The 18,781-nt window shown below is 58.0% G+C and carries 15 protein-coding genes; 6 read left to right on the forward strand and 9 right to left on the reverse strand.

Annotation, left to right across the window (positions count from 1 at the left end):
• Nucleotides 1–130: 130 nt before the first annotated feature.
• Nucleotides 131–790: a response regulator transcription factor gene (locus FMN52_RS11570; RefSeq protein WP_148608757.1), complete on the forward strand. Its 660-nt coding sequence runs from the start codon at nt 131–133 to the stop codon at nt 788–790.
• Here the strand turns inward: FMN52_RS11570 and FMN52_RS11575 are convergent.
• The 5 genes from FMN52_RS11575 to FMN52_RS11595 all read right to left on the reverse strand — a co-directional run bounded on the left by FMN52_RS11575 (nt 723) and on the right by FMN52_RS11595 (nt 6,359).
• Nucleotides 723–2,117, reverse strand: a complete 1,395-nt coding sequence (locus tag FMN52_RS11575; RefSeq protein WP_148608758.1) for a HAMP domain-containing sensor histidine kinase — start codon at nt 2,115–2,117, stop codon at nt 723–725. The genes FMN52_RS11570 and FMN52_RS11575 overlap by 68 nt on opposite strands.
• 78 nt (nt 2,118–2,195) lie before the next feature.
• Entirely contained in the window at nt 2,196–3,299 is a 1,104-nt protein-coding gene (locus tag FMN52_RS11580; RefSeq protein ID WP_148608759.1) for a lipase secretion chaperone, read from the reverse strand.
• A gap of 7 nt (nt 3,300–3,306) precedes the next feature.
• Nucleotides 3,307–4,233 (reverse strand): alpha/beta fold hydrolase, encoded by a 927-nt coding sequence (locus FMN52_RS11585; RefSeq protein ID WP_148608760.1) that lies wholly within the window; start codon nt 4,231–4,233, stop codon nt 3,307–3,309.
• A gap of 129 nt (nt 4,234–4,362) precedes the next feature.
• On the reverse strand, nt 4,363–4,677 hold the full coding sequence (locus FMN52_RS11590; RefSeq protein WP_008173344.1) for a DUF3301 domain-containing protein: 315 nt from the start codon (nt 4,675–4,677) through the stop codon (nt 4,363–4,365).
• A 50-nt stretch (nt 4,678–4,727) separates the two neighbouring features.
• Complete coding sequence (locus FMN52_RS11595) at nt 4,728–6,359, reverse strand: PAS domain-containing methyl-accepting chemotaxis protein (RefSeq protein WP_148608761.1); 1,632 nt, start codon at nt 6,357–6,359, stop codon at nt 4,728–4,730.
• Between the two features lie 237 nt (nt 6,360–6,596).
• Between FMN52_RS11595 and FMN52_RS11600 the strand changes: the two genes are divergently transcribed.
• Nucleotides 6,597–8,264 (forward strand): EAL domain-containing protein, encoded by a 1,668-nt coding sequence (locus tag FMN52_RS11600; RefSeq protein ID WP_148608762.1) that lies wholly within the window; start codon nt 6,597–6,599, stop codon nt 8,262–8,264.
• 110 nt (nt 8,265–8,374) lie between these two features.
• Entirely contained in the window at nt 8,375–9,352 is a 978-nt protein-coding gene (locus tag FMN52_RS11605) for an AraC family transcriptional regulator (RefSeq protein ID WP_148608763.1), read from the forward strand.
• A gap of 61 nt (nt 9,353–9,413) precedes the next feature.
• On the opposite strand, the gene FMN52_RS11610 is transcribed toward FMN52_RS11605, so the two are convergent.
• Together FMN52_RS11610 and FMN52_RS11615 are read right to left on the reverse strand one after the other, a co-directional pair.
• Entirely contained in the window at nt 9,414–12,503 is a 3,090-nt protein-coding gene (locus tag FMN52_RS11610) for an efflux RND transporter permease subunit (protein ID WP_148608764.1), read from the reverse strand.
• Nucleotides 12,503–13,603 (reverse strand): efflux RND transporter periplasmic adaptor subunit, encoded by a 1,101-nt coding sequence (locus tag FMN52_RS11615; protein WP_148608765.1) that lies wholly within the window; start codon nt 13,601–13,603, stop codon nt 12,503–12,505. The genes FMN52_RS11610 and FMN52_RS11615 overlap by 1 nt, the downstream gene beginning before the upstream one ends.
• Before the next feature lie 225 nt (nt 13,604–13,828).
• On the opposite strand from FMN52_RS11615, the gene FMN52_RS11620 reads away from it, so the two are divergent.
• Nucleotides 13,829–14,335 carry a DnaJ domain-containing protein gene (locus FMN52_RS11620; protein WP_148608766.1) on the forward strand — a complete coding sequence of 169 codons (507 nt, stop codon included), beginning with the start codon at nt 13,829–13,831 and terminating at the stop codon, nt 14,333–14,335.
• Between the two features lie 2 nt (nt 14,336–14,337).
• Here FMN52_RS11620 and FMN52_RS11625 read toward each other — a convergent pair whose 3' ends face one another.
• Complete coding sequence (locus tag FMN52_RS11625) at nt 14,338–15,126, reverse strand: secretin N-terminal domain-containing protein (protein ID WP_148608767.1); 789 nt, start codon at nt 15,124–15,126, stop codon at nt 14,338–14,340.
• 357 nt (nt 15,127–15,483) lie between these two features.
• Between FMN52_RS11625 and FMN52_RS11630 the strand changes: the two genes are divergently transcribed.
• Nucleotides 15,484–16,536, forward strand: coding sequence for a 3-deoxy-7-phosphoheptulonate synthase (locus tag FMN52_RS11630; protein ID WP_148608768.1), 1,053 nt, complete (start codon nt 15,484–15,486; stop codon nt 16,534–16,536).
• Here FMN52_RS11630 and FMN52_RS11635 read toward each other — a convergent pair.
• Nucleotides 16,481–17,152, reverse strand: coding sequence for a LysE family transporter (locus FMN52_RS11635; protein WP_148608769.1), 672 nt, complete (start codon nt 17,150–17,152; stop codon nt 16,481–16,483). The two genes, FMN52_RS11630 and FMN52_RS11635, sit on opposite strands and share 56 nt — an antisense overlap.
• Before the next feature lie 173 nt (nt 17,153–17,325).
• Here FMN52_RS11635 and FMN52_RS11640 point away from each other — a divergent pair, with 173 nt between their 5' ends.
• Nucleotides 17,326–18,768, forward strand: a complete 1,443-nt coding sequence (locus FMN52_RS11640; protein WP_148608770.1) for a dihydrolipoyl dehydrogenase — start codon at nt 17,326–17,328, stop codon at nt 18,766–18,768.
• The last annotated feature ends 13 nt before the right edge of the window (nt 18,769–18,781 follow it).

The following is an 18,781-nucleotide window of genomic DNA, read 5'->3' on the forward strand; positions in this document are numbered from 1 at the left end:
GCGCACCATGGGGTCGGCTCAGTGGAATCTGTAAAAAAGTGTTAAGCAGTCCGCGGAGTGCAAGGCTCGGCTGGCCTATAGTGATAGCTCCGCCGTAACAAAAATAAACACAGCGGGTAGAGGCTAATCCATGGATGCCATCACATCAGAATCGGGACAGCCTGTTGCTTGTCCCAATCGGCCGCTAGCCCTGAAAAAGGTGTTGCTGGTTGATGACCATGCCCTGTTTTCCCAGGGGTTGGCGGGTCTTATCCGGCAGGAGGGGTTGGCCGAATCCGTTATCACGACCAGCACCGTTCAGCTTGCCTCCAGTCTTTTGGCCCGCCAGGACGATTTTCAGCTTGTCCTGCTCGATATTGCTCTTCAGGGTGAGACGGGGCTGGCCTTGTTACCAAGGTTGGCACGCTACCGGAAACCACCCCCGGTGGTGATTATTTCCAGCAGCGAAGACGAGGCGACGGTGCGGGCGGCACGGGCTGCCGGTGCCAGTGGCTTTCTGGCGAAATCCGCCGGGCGGTCGGCATTGGTGAGTATGGTTCGGTCTGTCAGTCGTGGCGAGGGTTATTTCCCGGGCGGTGATCAACGGGTAGCGCCGGATCTGTTGTTAACACCGAGGCAAATGGACGTCCTCCTGCTACTGGCGCAGGGCTTTCCCAATAAACGCATCTGCCAGAGTCTGAATCTGACCGAACACACGGTGAAAACCCATCTCAAGGCGATCTTCACCCAGCTTGGTGTTCACAACCGGACAGAGTGCGTGAATCTGGCTCGGGCCCGCGGGTGGTTGTGACGGCCGATGGTAAACGTACCCAGAACACCGAACCCTGGCCCGGCTCAGTTTCTACGCCACAGGTTCCCCGCATCAGGGCAACGAATTCCCGAACAATAGTCAGGCCCAGACCCAGGCCCGGGTAATCAGTTTGGCCCTGTCCTCTGACGTAAGGTGAGAACAGGGTATCGTTCAGCTCGTCTGGCAGGCCAATGCCGTTATCCGAGACCTCCAGCAGCACCTGAGTGTCCAGACCTTGCGCAGACAGGTTAATGGTACTGCCACCGCTGTGTTGCACTGCATTGAACACAAGATTTTGAAGCACACGGGACAGCAGGGAAGGATCGGCCATGACCCGGAGGTTGCCTGCGCTGTGATCAATCTCGACGTTTACCTCACTGGTGACAACAGAATCAGCCAGTAGATCGCCGATATCCCGGAAAATCGTCGCCAGTGGCGTGGGGCGGATATCGGCCTGTATCATGCCCTCGTTCAGTCTGGCGCTGTCGAAGACGGTGCCCAGCAGGCGGCGAAGGTGTCGGATCATGTCCTTTAACTGCCTGGTGGCGGAGTTTGCCCCTGAGCCGCCTTTGCCCGGCGTCAAGCTTTCGAGCGTTATGTCGATCACGTTCAGAGGCTGGCGCAGGTCATGGCTGGCTGCCGTAATCAGTTCGGTTTTTCGTCGGCTTTCGTCACGGGCCGCCTGGTGCATTCGATTCAGTAACTGGCGGTCCAGAAAGTGCGCACGGTGGCGGTATTCGCTGGTCCAGGCGCCTACCATGCCGATGACGTTGGCTGTCGTCAGAAAGAACAGATTAGTTGCAATGGCAGAGCCGGACATTCCGCTCCAGAGCTCTGTCAGCAGGTAGCTGATCACCAGCACCAGTGAGACCATGGACGCGCTGAAAAATGGCAGCCCCATGGCGAAGTATCCGAACATAAGCATCAGGATCATGCCCTCGTAGGGCAGTGGAAACGCAATTTGCCGCGCTGCCGCGATGATCGCCACAACGCTTAGACCACCGAGGAGATAGGCGAGCGTATAGATGCGTTCAAAGGTACTGTCGGAGGGAACCGTACGGTGGGCGAGCCAGACCACTACGGCAATGACCGGGCAGGTGATGGCGAGCCGGATGGATACCGTGATGGTTGCCAGCTCGGGCGGCAGGGTCAGCGCGTCCATAATCGCGTAGATCAAAAACAGGATCAGCCCGGCCACCGAAACCGGTCGGGCCCTTTGTCGTATCAGGCTGGCCCGGGATTGCCGGTAGGCTTCTTCTAGGACCGGAGCGAAACGCAGGTTGCGGAACCCGGTTGCCTGCTGCTGTCTGATCTGCTCGGTCGTCATGGCCGTGTCCAGTGTCGGGCAAGTCTCTGGATTGTAGCTGGCTCATCCCGAGTCGTCGGGAACCCGAGCACATTCTGGTCAGCCGTTGCCCAGCATTTTCAGTCGTGCCCAGATCCTGTCCTGTTCCTCGGGGAAATGTCGCTCCAATAGCGCTTCCCGCTGCTTCTCCAGATCGGCCTCTGCCAGGCCTGATGAGCCTTCGCGGTCCATCGCTTCCCGGAAGTCCTGAAAACGCTGGTCAAAACCTTCCCGCTGCTTCAGATAACCGACGACGCTTTCGACGCCTTCCTGATTCACGCCCAGTTCCGCAAGCTGCCGTCCGGCTGCCTCTGGAGAAGAAGCAGACTCAATAGCAGCTGTCCGGGCCTGTTGCTGTTGGCTGCTGGCATGAAGGTGTTGTTCGGTTGCCCTCAGTTGTGCCGGAAGCTGGTTGCGGTGCCATTGAACGAGAGCCTGTTTGCCCTGTTCGCTCAGGTCCGTGCGCTGCTGAATGGCAAGGGTTGCAAGAGTATATTCGCTGTAGGCTTCTTCGAGTCCGAAGAAGGCCTGGTGCGCATCGGAGCTGAAGGTGGTCGCACGCAGCTGTTTCAGCTGTGTCAGGGCATCGCCCAGGGCTGCCAGTTGATAGCCGGGATCGCCTGCCCTGGCAGGGTCAAGGCGCGTTTGCATGACCTGCAGTGACGCCTGCTTATAGGCCAGGTACTCATCAAGCAAAGCCAGCGCCTGGTCAGAAGCGGGCTGAGGTAGGTGGTTCCGGGCCATTGCCTCGATCTGTTGAATGGCGGTTTCCGGAGACACTTCGCCTACCGTACTGAGGAAGTAATCGAAGAAGTCCCGAACCTGGAGGTTGATAATCAAGTCACCGCTGGCATCGGCTGTCAGTGCTCCGTCGATTTCCGTGCCAGAAAGGGAGGCTGCAAACGGTTGTGGTCCGAGTGACTCCGGCGTTTTTGCTTGCTCCGGCCCTTGAGTACCGTTGTCGGCGGCCAGTTTAGCGCTGGATTCGGTCGGCTGTGTCGGAGAATTCTCCAGGGTGGCCGACTGCGTTGGCTTTGAAACCGCCATTTTGGCGTCTGTCTGGGGTGTTCCGACAAGGCCGTACCAGAGACCACTGCCGGCCAGAATGGCCGACAGGGCGCTGGGAAACAGCCATCGACGGGTTTCGATGGATGTCCGTTTCATGGTCACCTCAAAGCCCGCGATTCTTAAGCCGATTGGCCTGGGTGCGGTAAAGGGTGATCGGGTTGGTCCAGAGGGAGCGGGCACCCAGGAGGTGGTTGATGGCATCCACATGGTTCATGTCGTAGTGGGTGCCGATCACCCGGCCCATCATGGTGGAGCAGACGCCCACAAGGCCGTCGTTGGGCTCGCTGCCGAAGGCCAGGGCGGTAACGCCCAGGAACGGATCGGTGATGTCGAAAACATTGGTCCACACGCCCCGTCCGGTCCAGGAGAAGAATTTGATGCGGTTACCGTTGATCCAAACGTCCTCGCTGGTGCCGGCGCAGCTATTCCGGTTCACCCCCTTCCAGCCCAGGGCATCATTCAGGCTTGTGGTGCCGGGTGTGGTCAGGGTTTCCAGCGCTGCCAGCCCGTTCTGAGGGTTGTCCGCTCCGGACAAGGCATTGACCAGATCACCCAGAGCGTTGGCGATGGCATTGGCGCCGCCCTCAACATAGCTACCCGGGGGCAGGATCCCTCGGACTACGTCGGCCACTTTGGAGCCTTTGTTGACGCCGTCGATGGAGGTGATTGAGGCAATCCGGTGGGGGATCAGGGCAGCAGTCACCCGGGAGGTAGGCGCTCCCTGGCTGTGGGCCATCAGGTTGACTTTGGAATGGCCGAGACTGTTGACGTAGTTCGCCAGTTGCTGGCCCCGCTGCTCACTGCTGTTGACGAAGGAAACGCTGGCGGAATAGACCCGTGCGCCACTGCGCTCGAGATTCCATGGGATGGTGTGGAAGTAGTTTACGAGGCCGCCAATGGTGTTGAACCCCGTGACACCGTGAACCAGCACAATCGGATGGCGGGTCTGGGTATAGCCGGCGTGAGTGAAGAACGAGGCGGACAGCAAGGCCAGCCCCAGCAGAATTGCTGTGGTAAATCGAATACGCATGTTTGACTCCTGTTGTTTTTGTTGACGGCTACATCAGGCAGCCGACGGTCGTCGATGCGTTGTCGATTATTGGTTCGAAAGGCGTGATCAGGAATCGCCCAAATGGGTGAGGACAGGGAGGCTGCGTATTCAGGAAAACCGGTGGGGTTCCAGTTCCATGTGCTGGATGCGTTGGCCCAGCATGATGATGCGACCGGTGTAGCGCTCTTCACCGGTAGACGTGAAATCGAACAGGAACCGGCGCCATACGCGGATCCGGCCCTGATCGTCGCGTTTGAACCAGAGGCCACGGAGGAATACGGCATCATCCAGCAGCATCACGTCCATGCTTTTGCAGTAGCGGCGCGCGGCCTGAAGCACGAAATCCTTGATGGCTTTGGCGCGCCACCAATACCAGACAGCGAATCCGGCCACGAACAGCCAGAAGAGGGTTCCAAGAGTCACGGTTTCGGCGATCTTCCACGGTTGGTCAGAGGGTTGATCGCCAGCCTACCTTATTGTGTCGGCTCGGGGAATCGTTGACGGTTCTCTGGCACCGGCGCCGGTAACAGTCGATCACACAGCATTTGCAGGAAATGACTGGTCAGCAACTGGGCCTGATCCACGTTATTGCCGAGGTGTTCCGATTCTTCACGGGCGTTTTCGCTGCTCTGGACCGAGCGGTTGCCGAGCTCCAGAAGCCGTGCTGCCTGGCGCTCCACCTGAACGCTCAGTGCGGCCTGTTGCTCGGTCGCGCCGGCCACCTCATGGGTGCAAGAGGCAATGACATCGACATCCCTGAGGGTTGCCTCCAGAGTTTCGCTGGCTTCACTGGCGATTCCGGCGGTTTGCTGACAGCAGTGGGCGCCGTTGTTGATCACCTCAACCACTTCCCGGGTCTCGGTTTGCAAGGCGCCGATCATCTCATCAATCTTGCGGGTCGATTCGTGGGTTCTCTGGGCAAGTCCCCGCACCTCATCGGCGACCACGGCGAATCCGCGGCCCGAGTCGCCAGCCCGGGCGGCTTCGATGGCGGCATTCAGAGCCAGCAGGTTGGTCTGCTCCGCGATATCCGATATCACGTCCAGAACCATCCCGATCGCATCACTCTTCTCAGACAGCGCCTGCATGCGTTCGTTGGCGACGGACAACTGGTCCCTGAGCTCCGACAATGACTTGTTCATGGACGTCATCTGGCCGCGACACTGGCCGGCTGACTGGCGTGCATCGTCTGTTGCCTCGTGGGTACGGGCGGTCAGTTCACTGACCCGGCGAACGCTTTCCGCCAGTTCCTCGAAAGCCCGGGTTATGTCCTTGATGTCATCCTGTTGGTTGCGGATGCTGGCGACCGAGTTTGCGACCCATTCCACGGTTCGCTGTTTTCGGCCATGGAGTGTGCCGACATTGGCGTGCATGCGGGCGGAGACCGCCCTAAGGACCGCGTCGCGCTTCTGACGATCGAATTCGATCCAGGCTCCTTCATCCCGACGGCCGGTATAGACCCAGGGCATGGCTGGGTGAGCTTCGCAGCAGGCTGCTCTGGCGTTGCGCATCATTGGCAGGGTCAGCCAGAAAAGTACCGCAAACACCGAGAGCACCAGACCCTCCAAAACCAGCAGGTGGGGCAGAGTCAGCTCAGAGAGGCCGAACCCTAGAATAGCGGCTGCCAGAATTCCATAGAGGCAGCCGAGTTTCAGTGACAGCGGTGGGCTGATCGCCAGGTACCGCCTGGGCACTTTGCCCTGATTCCAGGCCCCGTACAGTTTCTCCGCCCGGGCAACCTGATCGGGTCGGGGAAGGGTGCGAACCGATTGGAATTCAACAATCTCTCCATCTTTGCGTATTGGCGTTACGAAGGCGTCCACCCAGTAATGATCGCCATTCTTACAGCGGTTCTTCACGATGCCGCGCCAGGATTCGCCGGATTTTATGGTTTGCCAAAGGTTCTCGAAGGCTCCCGATGGCATGTCGGGATGCCGAATCAGGTTGTGAGGCTGGCCGACCAGTTCGTCAATCGAATAGCCAGCCACTTCGGCAAATTCTTCATTGGCGGCGGTGATCTTGCCCCGGAGGTCGGTGGTGGTAATCAGGTGATAGTGTTCTGGGTATCCCCGTTCTTTTTGGCTGACGGGTTCGTTGATTCTCATGAAGTGTCCTTGCCTCTGTAGCGGTGGTTATCGCGTTGACCAACTATCGACTGCCTTGAGTCTGTTCGATATCCGGTTATTGCAATAATTGAACGTTTCTTCACTTTTTCTTGTGCTTTGGTCGTAACAATCGTGGTTTTGCAATATGTGGCTAGGTTGGCGACAGATACTGCTTATGCTGGTGACTGGAGCTGGTGGGACCAGATTCAGGGGCTGCTGAAAAGGAGTGAGCAGTGCATGCAGGCATTACAACAACAAGATTTCATGGCCCTGGTGGATAACCATCCCAGGGCAATCATGCTGTCAACAACGGAACCCAGAATTGCTTACGTGAACCGTATGTTCCGCTCTGTAACCGGCTACCACGCAGAAGAAGTGCTTGGTCAGGCGCCTTCGGTACTGAGCTCCGGGCTGCATTCGCCTGAGTTCTATCAGGACATGTGGAAGAGTCTGAGTGATCAGGGGCGTTGGGAGGGGGTGATCTGGAATCGTCGCAAGAATGGCGAGACCTATCCCCAATGGTTGACCATATATCCCGTGCAGAGAGCGGGACGACAGTTCTTTGCCGGCATCTTTACCGATGTCGGAGATATTGCCGCCGCTGATGAGCGCCTGGCCTCGCTGGCCTATTACGATACGCTGACGCAGCTGCCCAACCGTTCTCTGTTCCAGGAATTCCTCAAGGCTCGGGTATCCCAGCGGGAGCGTGACGGTGGCTGTTTTGCTGTGCTGTATGTGGACCTCGATTTTTTCAAGTCTATTAACGATCTGCACGGGCACGAATGTGGCGACCAGGTTCTGCAACAGGCCGCCCAGTGTATCCAGAGTGTTCTGCGGAAGGGCGATGTGGTTGCGCGGCTCTCCGGAGATGAATTCGCGGTCATCATCGAGCTGCAAAATGATGACGATCTGGAGAGCGTTTGTCAGCGCATGACACAGGTCTTTCAGGCGCCCATTATCGTGAGTTACCGGGAGTACTTCCTGTCTGCTTCTGTTGGTGCCGCGGTATATCCTGACCATGGCCGCACCGGCGCGGAGCTGTTGCAGAACGCAGACAGGGCCATGTATTCGGCCAAAATGGCGGGCCGGGCCTGCTACCGTATTTACAGTGCTGTGGACAATGAGCGGGGGCGGCACAGACAACGCCTGTCTGAGGCGCTGATCGCCTCCTTGAAGACTGCTCCGGAGGAATTCAGCGTGGTCTATCAGCCCCAGTACCACCTTGCGACTGGCAAGGTTGCCGGGTTGGAGGCACTGTTGCGCTGGAATCACCCGGAATTCGGCACGGTATCGCCCGCGGATTTCGTCCCCATTGCAGAGCAGCGGGGGCATATTCATGAACTGACCGAGCACCTGGTGCGCTGTGTACTTGCCGATCTTCCTGAGCGCTTGGGCGAGCTGCCTCAGAGGCTTGGCCTGGCGATCAATATTTCTGCGCGCCAGATCACCGATTCCCGGCTGGAAGCCTTATTGGAGCCACTGTTTGACCGCATCCGCGGTGTTGGCTGGACACCTGAAATCGAGATTACTGAAACCCACCTGATGAACCTTTCGAGACAGTGCCTGAATCGTCTGCGGGAGTTCGGTGAACAAGGAGTGGTAGTCGCCATTGACGACTTTGGGACGGGCTACTCCTCACTGGCTTATCTGCATACCCTGCCTTTGCATGTGTTGAAAATTGACCGGCAATTCATCTGGCGCCTTGGCGGTAAGTCTGGCGATTCCCGGATCGTCTCTGCGATCCTCGGGATTGCCGAGGCACTTGGCCTGGAGGTGGTGGCGGAGGGAATCGAGACCGAAGAGCAGCGCAGCAAACTCCAGGAACTGAATTGCCATCGGGGCCAGGGGTACCTGATGGCACGACCGGCCCCCTGGGGGGCATGGGAAGATGATCTGATTGATTAATGTCAATATAACGGTAAATGTCCCTAGGAAATGTAAGGTTTTGCAAGATATGGCTAGTGGAACAATCTGACATCCTATAGAAATATCCCAACCTTTCCACGCAGGGATTTATGGGACATACATCTTCGAACCTGGATCTGGGCGCATACCTGAAGCTGAACAATTCCTCATTGGATGAATGGCTTGCCGCGCTCCGTGAGCTGTCAGGCTGCGACGACATGAACTGCCGCCTGCATTCGGGCAGCGGTCGTGTAGGTGCTCTGTCGGTGCTTGCCAGTGAATGCGGGCATGTGATTTCGCTCAGGGCCAGCAAAGGCATGGATGTGTCCGGCTGCCGTGCATCGAATCCGGTGCTGCTTTTGCCGAGAGCCGGAAATCCTGAAATTGCCACTCGGGGAGGAGGCTGGCGCCCCCTGGATCGGCTGTTCCTCGCTCGTCCTGAAGACAGGTTTGAACTCCGTCTGGCACCCGAGACAGAGGTTATGATGCTGAGGCCCGGAAATGGTGCGCTGGATAATGTGCTACCGCAATCATTCGGCGAGTGGCAGCCCATTCTGGAAGCGATGATCGGCTGCTATCTCGAACGTTTGCCATTCGTTCGTGATGATGTTCAGGCCCGGCAATTGACCACTCGTCTCTTCAATTCCATTAAATCACCCTGGACACCCAAGAAGGCGGCGGTTTGCTCAGAGCGGACTCTTGACCGCCGATTGCAGCGGGTGGTTGAGAGAATTATGGTGGATCCTTCCTGGGAGTTTGATCTTCAGGAGCTGGCGAGTTATGCCGGGGTGAGCGAGCGTAACCTCTACTACCTGATGAAGCGGGAAACCGGCATCACGCCCTATCGTTTCTATCAGAGAGCACGTTTGATACGGGTCCGCGAGCGGTTGGTTGACTGTCAATGTGAGGTTCCACACATCTCCTGGTATGCCGCAGATGAAGGTTTCTCGCACCTTGGCCGTTTCGCAGCCATGTACCGGGAGCATTTCGGGGAGCTGCCCAGTGAAACGGTGCAATGGCGGCGAAGCCTGCAGGGTAGCGGGACTGGCGAGAGGGTTTTGGGCGAGCCTGATCTTGCGTCGTCCTGACCCGTAGAGCAAAAAAGCCCGGCTCACGTTTCCGTGGCCGGGGCTGGTGTATTAGATCGGGTCAGTGGGCCGGAGCCGACTTATCCTCAAGTTCTGACCCTTTGCCATATTCCTCGGTAGCTGAACCGTGATGATCCCGGCCCAGCAGAATATAGAACGCTGGCAACACAAAGATGGTGAACAGGGTACCAATACCCAGTCCGGCGCTGATGGTCAGGCCGATGGCAAAGCGGCTCTCCGCGCCCGGGCCAACGGCTATCAGCAGTGGCACCATGGCGAAGATCAGCGCCAGGGATGTCATGATGATTGGCCGCAGGCGAATTGCCGCCGCTTCAATCACCGCATCCACTTTGTTAAGCCCGCGATCCTTCTGCAGTTGATTGGCGAACTCGACAATCAGGATGCCGTTCTTCGATACCACCCCGATCAGTGTGATGAGGCCGACCTGGGTGTATATGTTCATGGTGGCGAAACCAAGCACGATGAACGCCATGGCTCCCGCCACCGACATGGGTACCGATACCAGAATGATGAACGGATCCCGCCAGCTTTCGAATTGGGCTGCCAGAACCAGGTAAATCACCAGTAGCGAGAGGAAGAAGGTCACCATCAGAGCGCTGCCCTGGGTAGCCAACTGGCGGCTTTGACCGGTGTAGTCGTAACTGAAGCCCTGGGGAAAGACTTCTGCTGAGGTCTGCTCCATAAAGTCCATGGCGGTGCCTGCGGCCACGCCAGGCATGACCACACCCTGGAGTGTCAGGGAGTTTTGCTGGTTGAACTGGGTGCGGTTAGACGGTTCAACGTCTTGGCTGAAGCTGACCACGCTGCCCAGTGGCACCAGATCACCGTTATCCGCACGAATGTAATACTCATTGAGCGCCTGGGCATCCAGTCGGAACTTCTGATCAACCTGTGGAATAACCTGGTAGGAACGTCCCTCCATGCTGAACCGGTTGATGTAACCGCCACCCAGCATGCTCGACAGGCTCTGGCCAACGTCCTGCATGGACAGGCCCAGATCCGCCACCCGGTCCCGGTCGACGTTGATGCGCGTGATTGGGCGGTCAAAGTTGATGGACTTCTGCAGGAACATGAAGTTACCGCTGCCCATGGCTTTGCCTAGCAGTTCATCCGCTACCTGATCCAGCTGCTCATAGCTGCTGCCGGTGGTGATCACAAACTGGAACGGCAGGCCACCGCCTGAGCCGGGCAGGGAGGGTCGCGGGAAGACGGCAGTCTGGAGGCCGGTGACGTTCTTGAGCTCCGCATCCAGCTTCGGCTGGGCTTCAAACTGGCTGATCTCCCGTTCACTCCAGGGCGCCATCTTGAAGCCGCCGAACACGGCGTTAGGGCCGGTGATACCGATGATCATGAAGTCTTCGTTGTAGCCCGGAACCGTCGACATGCGCTCCTGAACCTCGTCACCATGTTCGGTCAGGTAATCGAGGGTAGAGGTTTGTGGGCCGAGCCCCTGGTAGAACAGAATACCCTGGTCCTCGGTGGGCGCGAGTTCATTCTGGCTCATCATGACCATGAAGTAGATAGAGCCAAGCACTACCAGGGCAAAAAAGATCACCACCGATTTGGTCTGCATCAGGGACGACAGCGTCGATTTGTAACCGGACGCGATTCCGTTGAAAGAACGTTCGACCAGATTCTCGAATTTCCCCGGGTTACCATGGGGCTTCAGAACCATACCCGACAGCATCGGCGAGAGTGTCAGGGCCACGATACCGGAAATAACCACCGTGCCGGCCAGGGTGAAGGCAAACTCAGTAAACAGTGAGCCGACCAGTCCGCCCATGAAACCGATGGGCGCATAGACGGCAACCAGGGTTGTGGTCATGGCGATGATCGGTATCGCCATTTCCCGGGCACCGTTTATAGCGGCATTAAAACGGGATTCTCCCTGCTCGATATGCCGGTGCACGTTCTCCACCATAATGATGGCGTCGTCCACCACAAGGCCGATGGCTAATACCATGGACAGCAAGGTGAGCAGGTTCAGCGAGAAACCGAACATCAGCATGATGAAGGCACCGCCGACCAGTGACAGCGGAACTGCAACAGAGGGCACAATTGAGGCCCGCACCGAACCGAGGCAGAGGAATACCACTACCAGAACAATGATCATGGCTTCCAGCAGCGTCTGGATAACCTCGTTGATGGAATCCTCGATGAAGTCAGAGGCATCGTACGCCAGACGCACATCCAGCCCGGACGGCAGTTGGCTTTCGATATCGGGCAGCTCGTCCTTCACCAGGCCGGCGACCGTCAGCGGGTTGGCCCCGGGAGCCAGTTCAATGGCTACATAGGTGGCCGGCTGGCCTTTATAAAGCGCCAGCTGATTGTAGGTTTCAGAGCCCAGCTCAACGCGGGCAATGTCCTGCAGTCGGATCTGTGTGCCATCGGACTGCTTGACCACCAGGTTGCGGAACGCGTCCGGGTCAGCGACATCGGTGTCACTGGTCATGCTGATTTCGGTATAGGTACCTTTGGTGTTTCCGACAGCGGCCTGGTAGTTGTTGGCGCGAAGCTTTGCGACCACTTCCTGGGGTGTCATATCCACCGCCGCAAGACGTTCCGGATCCAACCACACCCTCAATGCGAATTTACGGCCCAACAATTCTGCCTTGCCGACACCGGACAGTGCCTGAAGCCGGGGCTGGACAACACGGGTCAGATAATCGGTGATCTGGGGTACGGCCAGTTCGTTACTGTAAAAGGCGATGTACATCAGGGCCGTCGAGTCACCGGTCGTGGAGGTGATCACCGGGTCTTGGGCTTCCGCCGGTAACACGTTCCGCTGGCTCGCCACCTTGGCCTGGATTTCTGCGAGGGCCGCGTTGGCGTCATAGTTCAGAACCATCTTCGCTTCGATGGTGGAAGTGCCCTGGGAGCTGGTGGACGTCAGGTAGTCGATGCCGCTGGCTTCGGCAATTGCCTGCTGCAGAGGGGTGGTAATGAAACCCTTGATCAGATCAGAGCTGGCACCAGGATAGGCCGTTGTCACGGTCACCGTGGTGCTTTCGAGCTCCGGATACTGCCGTATTTCCATTTCCATGGCCGCCCGTGCGCCCAGAAGCAGGATCAGCAGGCTGACCACCGTCGCCAGTACGGGACGATGGATAAATATGTCAGTGAAGCGCATTACTCAGATGCCCCCTGCTTCTGATCTTCTTCCTGGATGGCAACCTTCTGTCCGGCTCGCAGACGCAGCAAGCCCTTCTCGACGATGGTTTCGCCGGCCTCCAGCCCGGACAGAACGGCAACACGGGTATTGCGGGTTTCGCCGGTGGTTACCGTGCGGCGATTAACGACCAGGTTGCCCTCTTCGTTTTCCTTGACCACAAACACAAAGTCGCCGTAGGTGTTGTAGGAGATGGCGGTGCGCGGGACGGTCACAACTTCGTTGTCCTCAGGCTGCTGGGTCAGAACAGTCGCAAACATACCCGGGCGCAACAGGTTGTCCGGGTTGGAGAGTGTGGCTCGGATTCTGACCGTTCGTGTTTCCGGGTTAACCGAGGTATTGATGGCGCTGACGGACCCTTCAAAATCCTGCTCCGGAACCGCTGCGACGGTAGCGACTACCGGGTAGCCGGTCTTCACGTTCGGCAGGTTCTTCTCCGACAGGGTGTAGTCAACATAGATCGGATCGAGCATGTTGATCTCGACAATGGGAGTGCCGGTGGCAATATATTCGCCCTGGTCGACCATCCGGATACCCAGCGTGCCATCAAAAGGCGCACGAATGATCTTCTTGCTCAGTTGGGCCTCGGCTTCGTTAACTCGTGCGCGGGCAGCGTCGAAGTTGGCCTTGGCTTCATCGTACTGGGACTGGGAGACTGCGCGCTTGGGCAGCAGATCGGACACCCGCTTGAATTCCTGCTCGGCCAGTTGTGCCTCGGCGCGGCGGGTGCGCAAGGCAGCTTCGTCGATAGCTGCATCAATCCGGATCAACACGTCGCCGCGCTTGACCAGGTCCCCGGATTCGAAATTGATGGTCTCGATGACGCCGGGCACTTCATTCGCCACCTGGATGCCGTTGACGGCTTCAACACTGCCTACAGCCTTGATGGCCGGCGTCCAGGCTTCGCGACGGGCCTCAATTGCGGAAATCTGGGCCGGTGGCTGGGGCTGGGACATCTGCTCTTGCATCTGGCCAAACTGGTAGAACTTGTAGCCAAAGATGCCTCCGAGCACTACGCCGAGAAAAATAATGACAATCAGAAAGCGGGTAGCAGTGCGCATGGTTCGGGTCCTGAGGATCTGTGTCAGATTTGGGGAAGCATAGCATCCTACAAAATCGGGGTCGCGATTGTCACCGGGTTGTAGGTATTTCTATCTAGGCTTGGAGGCACTGATTTTGATGAATGTCATGGTGGCATTCGCGGTAAACGGTTTACGCACGGGACACTGGTAATATAGCAGGCGTCGGTGACAGAATTACGACGATATTCAGGGTGAGGATCAACCATGCAGTGGATTCTGGGAATCGCGTTGGCAGCCGCCGTGTTTGTGATTCTGAAACAGTGGGGCGCGTTATCCGCTGAAAAGAAAAAGGCGGCCACCTGGAAAGTTGTCCTGGTGATTGGCGGCGCCTTGTTGGTGTTCATGGTGCTGACCGGTCGGATTCATGTACTTACCGCGGCTGTGGCAGCCGTGATTCCGCTGTTGCGCAAGCTTCCAGCCTTGCTGAAATTTGCTCCGGAGATCAACCGATTCATGGGAGGGAAGCAGCGGGGAGAAAGGCGAGGGCAGACGAACGATCACTCTGGCCCGGGCACGGATCTCACTGGCCAGATGTCAGAGCGTGAGGCCTGCGATATCCTCGGTGTGAAAGCCGGCTGTACCGAAGAGGAGATCGTGATGGCTCATCGCCGGCTGATGCAAAAGCTTCACCCGGACCGCGGCGGAAACGACTACCTGGCAGCCAAACTTAATGAAGCCAAGCAGATTCTTCTGGGCAAACGACACGCCTGACGTCAGGGCAGAAGATCGACCCGCACTTCAAAGCTCCGATTATCGGACCGACTGCTGTTCACCTGATAAGTAATGCCGCTCCGTTCCTGGGTTGACCGGGTCGCTGTGCTGCCGAGTGACACCCACTGTCCGGGTTCCACCCGCCGAATGGTGACGACGGCCTCCGTTTCATAACCGTCCAGGTTTGCCGGTTCCTCTTCGAATGAGACAATGCTCAATTCTACCGCCTGATCGGAAATTACCTGGGGGCTGACCAGGAACCCGCTGCGAGTCTCGACCTGTTGCAGGAAGGCTGCAGGGTTCCGGCCACCGCGAACGGCAACCGGAATTGTCCGGACCTGGCCTGAGGTAATGTGCGCCGACTGGCCATCCTGCATAATCAGTGTTCGTTCCTGGGCGCTGCCGGTGGTGGTAACCCGACGCTCCGCCGATATTTCGGCCTGACCTCCGGAAGCGGAAATGCCGGCACCTGAGCGCTTGCCGCCGCTATCTGTTCTGGAGCGAACGGTGATGCGGATCTGGACTGGCGCCACGTCCAGTGTCTCAACAAGCCGTCCGATTTCGTCCAGCAGGTCAGGTTCACCGCGCACCACCAATTGTTGGCCTCGGGCGGTCACGGTCATCGGCGAGCTTTGATAGAGTTCGCGGATCTGCACGGCCACATCGTCGCCCGGTCTGTTATTGAGCTGGTAAACGCGGGATTCCGCCTGGGCCAGAGCCTGGCTGGAAAAAAGCCCCAGCAATAGAACCAGAACAAGCTGCAGAGGGTATCTTCGAAAAAAAATGGCCATTGAGTGCTCCCAATCCTTCCGTCGGTATTGAAAAAACTCCGACACACGGGTTGCCAAGGTGAAAACCGGGGGTATATATTGAAAAGCATGAAGACGACACACGCGACCTGTCAATTGAATGTTTTGCAAGCTTTCGGCACCAAGCCGGCGGCTGCAGTCGCTGCTGTGTTTTTCTGGTGGTTTGGTTATGGCTTTTATTTTAGCCAGAGCCGGGGCCGCCCATAGCATCTTCATCGACCGAATAACGAGGAAGGCAGCCCGGCAGAACACCCAGGCTGCCACCGGACTCAAAAAGCCCCGACTGGTAGCCCAGCCGGGGCTTTTTTGATTCTGACCCAGGGAAACGGAAACACTGACATGAACATGCCCTTGAACACTGAGCTGTCGCACCAGGAAGCGGAGTCACCACTCAGCCACAGAGAGGAAGTGGTTCTGCCAACGCCGGCGGAGCTCAAGTTGCAGATGCCTGCCAGCGACTCTGTCGTCCGGCGGGTAGACGAGCAGAGGCAGGCAATCCGAGGGATTCTGCAAGGTAACGACTGCAGAACCCTGATCGTGATGGGGCCTTGCTCCATCCACGACGAAGTGGCTGCCCTTGAGTACGGGGAGAAGCTGAAGGCGCTGGCGGATGAGGTCAGTGACCGTTTCTTGATCGTTATGCGGGCGTATCTGGAGAAGCCCCGAACCACGGTCGGCTGGAAAGGGCTGCTGTACGATCCTGAGCGCACCGGAGCGGGAGATCTGAATGAAGGGCTGCGCCGTTCCCGCCGCTTGTTGCTGAACCTGGCCGCCATGGGGTTGCCCCTGGCCACGGAGGCTCTGAGCCCCTTCGCCATGGATTACCTGGGAGATCTGGTGAGCTGGACGGCTATTGGTGCTCGGACCACCGAGTCGCAGGTTCACCGCGAAATGGTCAGTGGACTGCCGATGCCGACCGGCTTCAAGAACGGCACGGATGGCGGCATTGCCGCGGCAACCAATGCCATGAAGTCGGCCTCGCATCCCCATCATCACCTTGGCGTGTCTGCTACCGGGGCGCCGGTCATGATTACCACTCGGGGGAATCCTGACACCCACCTGGTGTTGCGCGGTGGTCGCGGCATTACCAACTACGATGCGGCAAGTATTGAGCAAGCCGTTGGCAGCCTGGTGGAAGCGGGATTGTCCACAACGGTGATGGTGGACTGTAGCCATGATAATGCTTGTAGGCAGGCCGAGCGACAGCTGGATATCGCCCGGGAAGTGATAGCCCAGCGCCGTGCCGGCAACCGCCATATCCGCGGCCTGATGCTGGAAAGCTTCCTGGAGCCGGGCCGCCAGGACGATGGCGAAGACCTGCGTTACGGCTGTTCGATTACCGATCCGTGTCTGGGATGGGCCCAGACGGAGGCTCTGATCCGCTCACTGTAGACAGCAGCAGTTGGCCGGCCAGCAACAACAGAACGCCTCCCATCAGCCGGTCGAGCCAGTGGCCAAACCGGTTAAACCCCCGGCGGACCCGGGGCAGGGTAAAGAAAACGGCAACCATGGCAAACCAGAGCCCGGTGGCCAGGGCCATGTAAATGCCGTAGCCGGCCTGGAGCGCGATGGGCGTGCCGGGGCTGATCACAACAGAGAACAGGGAGACAAAAAACAGCGTTGCCTTGGGATTCAGAGCATTGGTCAGAAAGCCCAGTCGCAGGGCTGCGAGACCGGATTGTCCACCGGTCGGGTCCTGATCCACATGAACGCCACCGGCCCGGGCCCGCAGACACTGTATGGCAATCCAGGCAAGGTAGAGGGCTCCCAGTACCTTGAGCACATTAAAGAGCATGATCGATTGCTGGATCAGCAGGCCAATCCCCAATAGGGAATAGCAAACATGCACAAGAATTCCACCACCGATGCCGATGGCCGTTAGCAGCGCGTTCCTCCGGCTCTGGCAGAGTGCCTGTCTGAGCATCACGGCAAAATCCGGCCCCGGACTTGCCACTGCCAGCAAGTGGACAAGGGCGACTGTCAGAAATTCCGGCCAGTAACTCTGCATATCCCCAACTCCTTTCCTGTGCCTGCCGTTGGCTGAAAAGTCTGACAGCATAGGCCGAATCCATGCTTTTTTCACGCTGTGGGTGAAACTTGCCACGGCTTCTATACTGTGTTCACACCCTTCCCAATCTTCCCTGTTCCCCGATGCCGGGAATGCCTGTCTGGAGACCTTGTATGGAAAAGCGAGCCGTAGACGTTGCCATTATCGGAGCTGGTACCGCCGGTATGGTGGCTTACCAGCGTGTGCGCAAAGCGACTGACAAGGTCGTGTTAATCGAGGGCAATCAGTACGGGACCACCTGCGCCAGAGTCGGGTGTATGCCCAGCAAATTGCTGATTGCCGCCGCCGAAAATGCCCATCAGATGCAGCTTGGGGATCTCTTTGGTGTGTCTGCCGGAGGTATCAGGATTGATGGCACGCGGGTTATGGAACGGGTGCGAACTGAGCGGGACCGTTTCGTCTCTTCGGTGATTGACTCGGTTGAGAAGTTTCCGGAAGCGCACCGTCTGAAGGGCCACGCCCGATTTATCGGCCCGAATCGCCTGATGGTTGACGGCAACCTCGAGGTTGAGGCCGTCCGGATCATCATCGCGACCGGTTCCCGGCCCAACATTCCCGGGTTTCTGACTGAAGCCAAGGACCGGCTGGTGGTAAACGACGATATCTTCGAATGGCAGGATCTCCCCGACTCGGTCGCGGTGTTCGGTCCGGGCGTAATTGGTCTTGAGCTTGGGCAGGCCCTTAGCAGACTGGGCGTGCGGGTCCGTATGTTCGGGGTTGGCGGCGCGGTCGGTCCGATCCAGGATGACACCATTCGAGACTACGCACTGAAAATGTTTAACAACGAATTTCCGCTGGCCCCGGATTCGGATGTAACGAAAGTTGAGCGAGTCGAAGACGGTGTTGCCATTACCTTTGCGAATGGCACTGCCGGTGAAACGACGGAAACCTTCGATTACCTGTTAGCGGCAACCGGGCGTCGGCCCAACGTTGACGGGTTGGACATCCAGAATGCCGGTATCGAGCTGGATGAAAAGGGCATGCCCCTGTTTGATCCCCATACCCTGCGTTGTGGCCAGAGCCACATATTCATCGCCGGCGATGCCAATAACAGTTTGCCGCTGTTGCATGAGGCGGCCGACGAGGGCCGGATCGCGGGCGACAATGCTGCCTCATACCCGGAGGTACGAACCGGCCTTCGCCGGACGCCGTTGGCTGTGGTTTTCACCGATCCGCAGATTGCGACGGTCGGGTTGACCATTCACGAAGTGAACGAGCGTTGTCGAGGCTGTTTCGCCGTGGGAGAGGTGTCCTTCGAGGATCAGGGCCGCAGTCGGGTGATCGGCAAAAACCGGGGTTTACTGAGAGTTTATGGTGAACATGGCAGTGGGCTCTTTATGGGCGCGGAGATGTTTGGCCCGGCGGCGGAGCATATTGCCCATCTGCTTGCATGGTCCGCCCAGCGAAGACTGACGGTCACCGAAATGTTGGAAATGCCGTTTTACCATCCGGTCATTGAGGAAGGATTGAGGACTGCCCTGAAAGATCTAAACCGCAACCTCAATATCGGACCGGCGCCAGAAGAGGGCTGCACCGATTGTGGGCCGGGCGTCTGAACCGACCCTTGAT

It is taken from the genome of Marinobacter sp. BW6 (genome assembly GCF_008107725.1).
In the GTDB taxonomy this organism is placed as follows: Bacteria; Pseudomonadota; Gammaproteobacteria; order Pseudomonadales; family Oleiphilaceae; genus Marinobacter.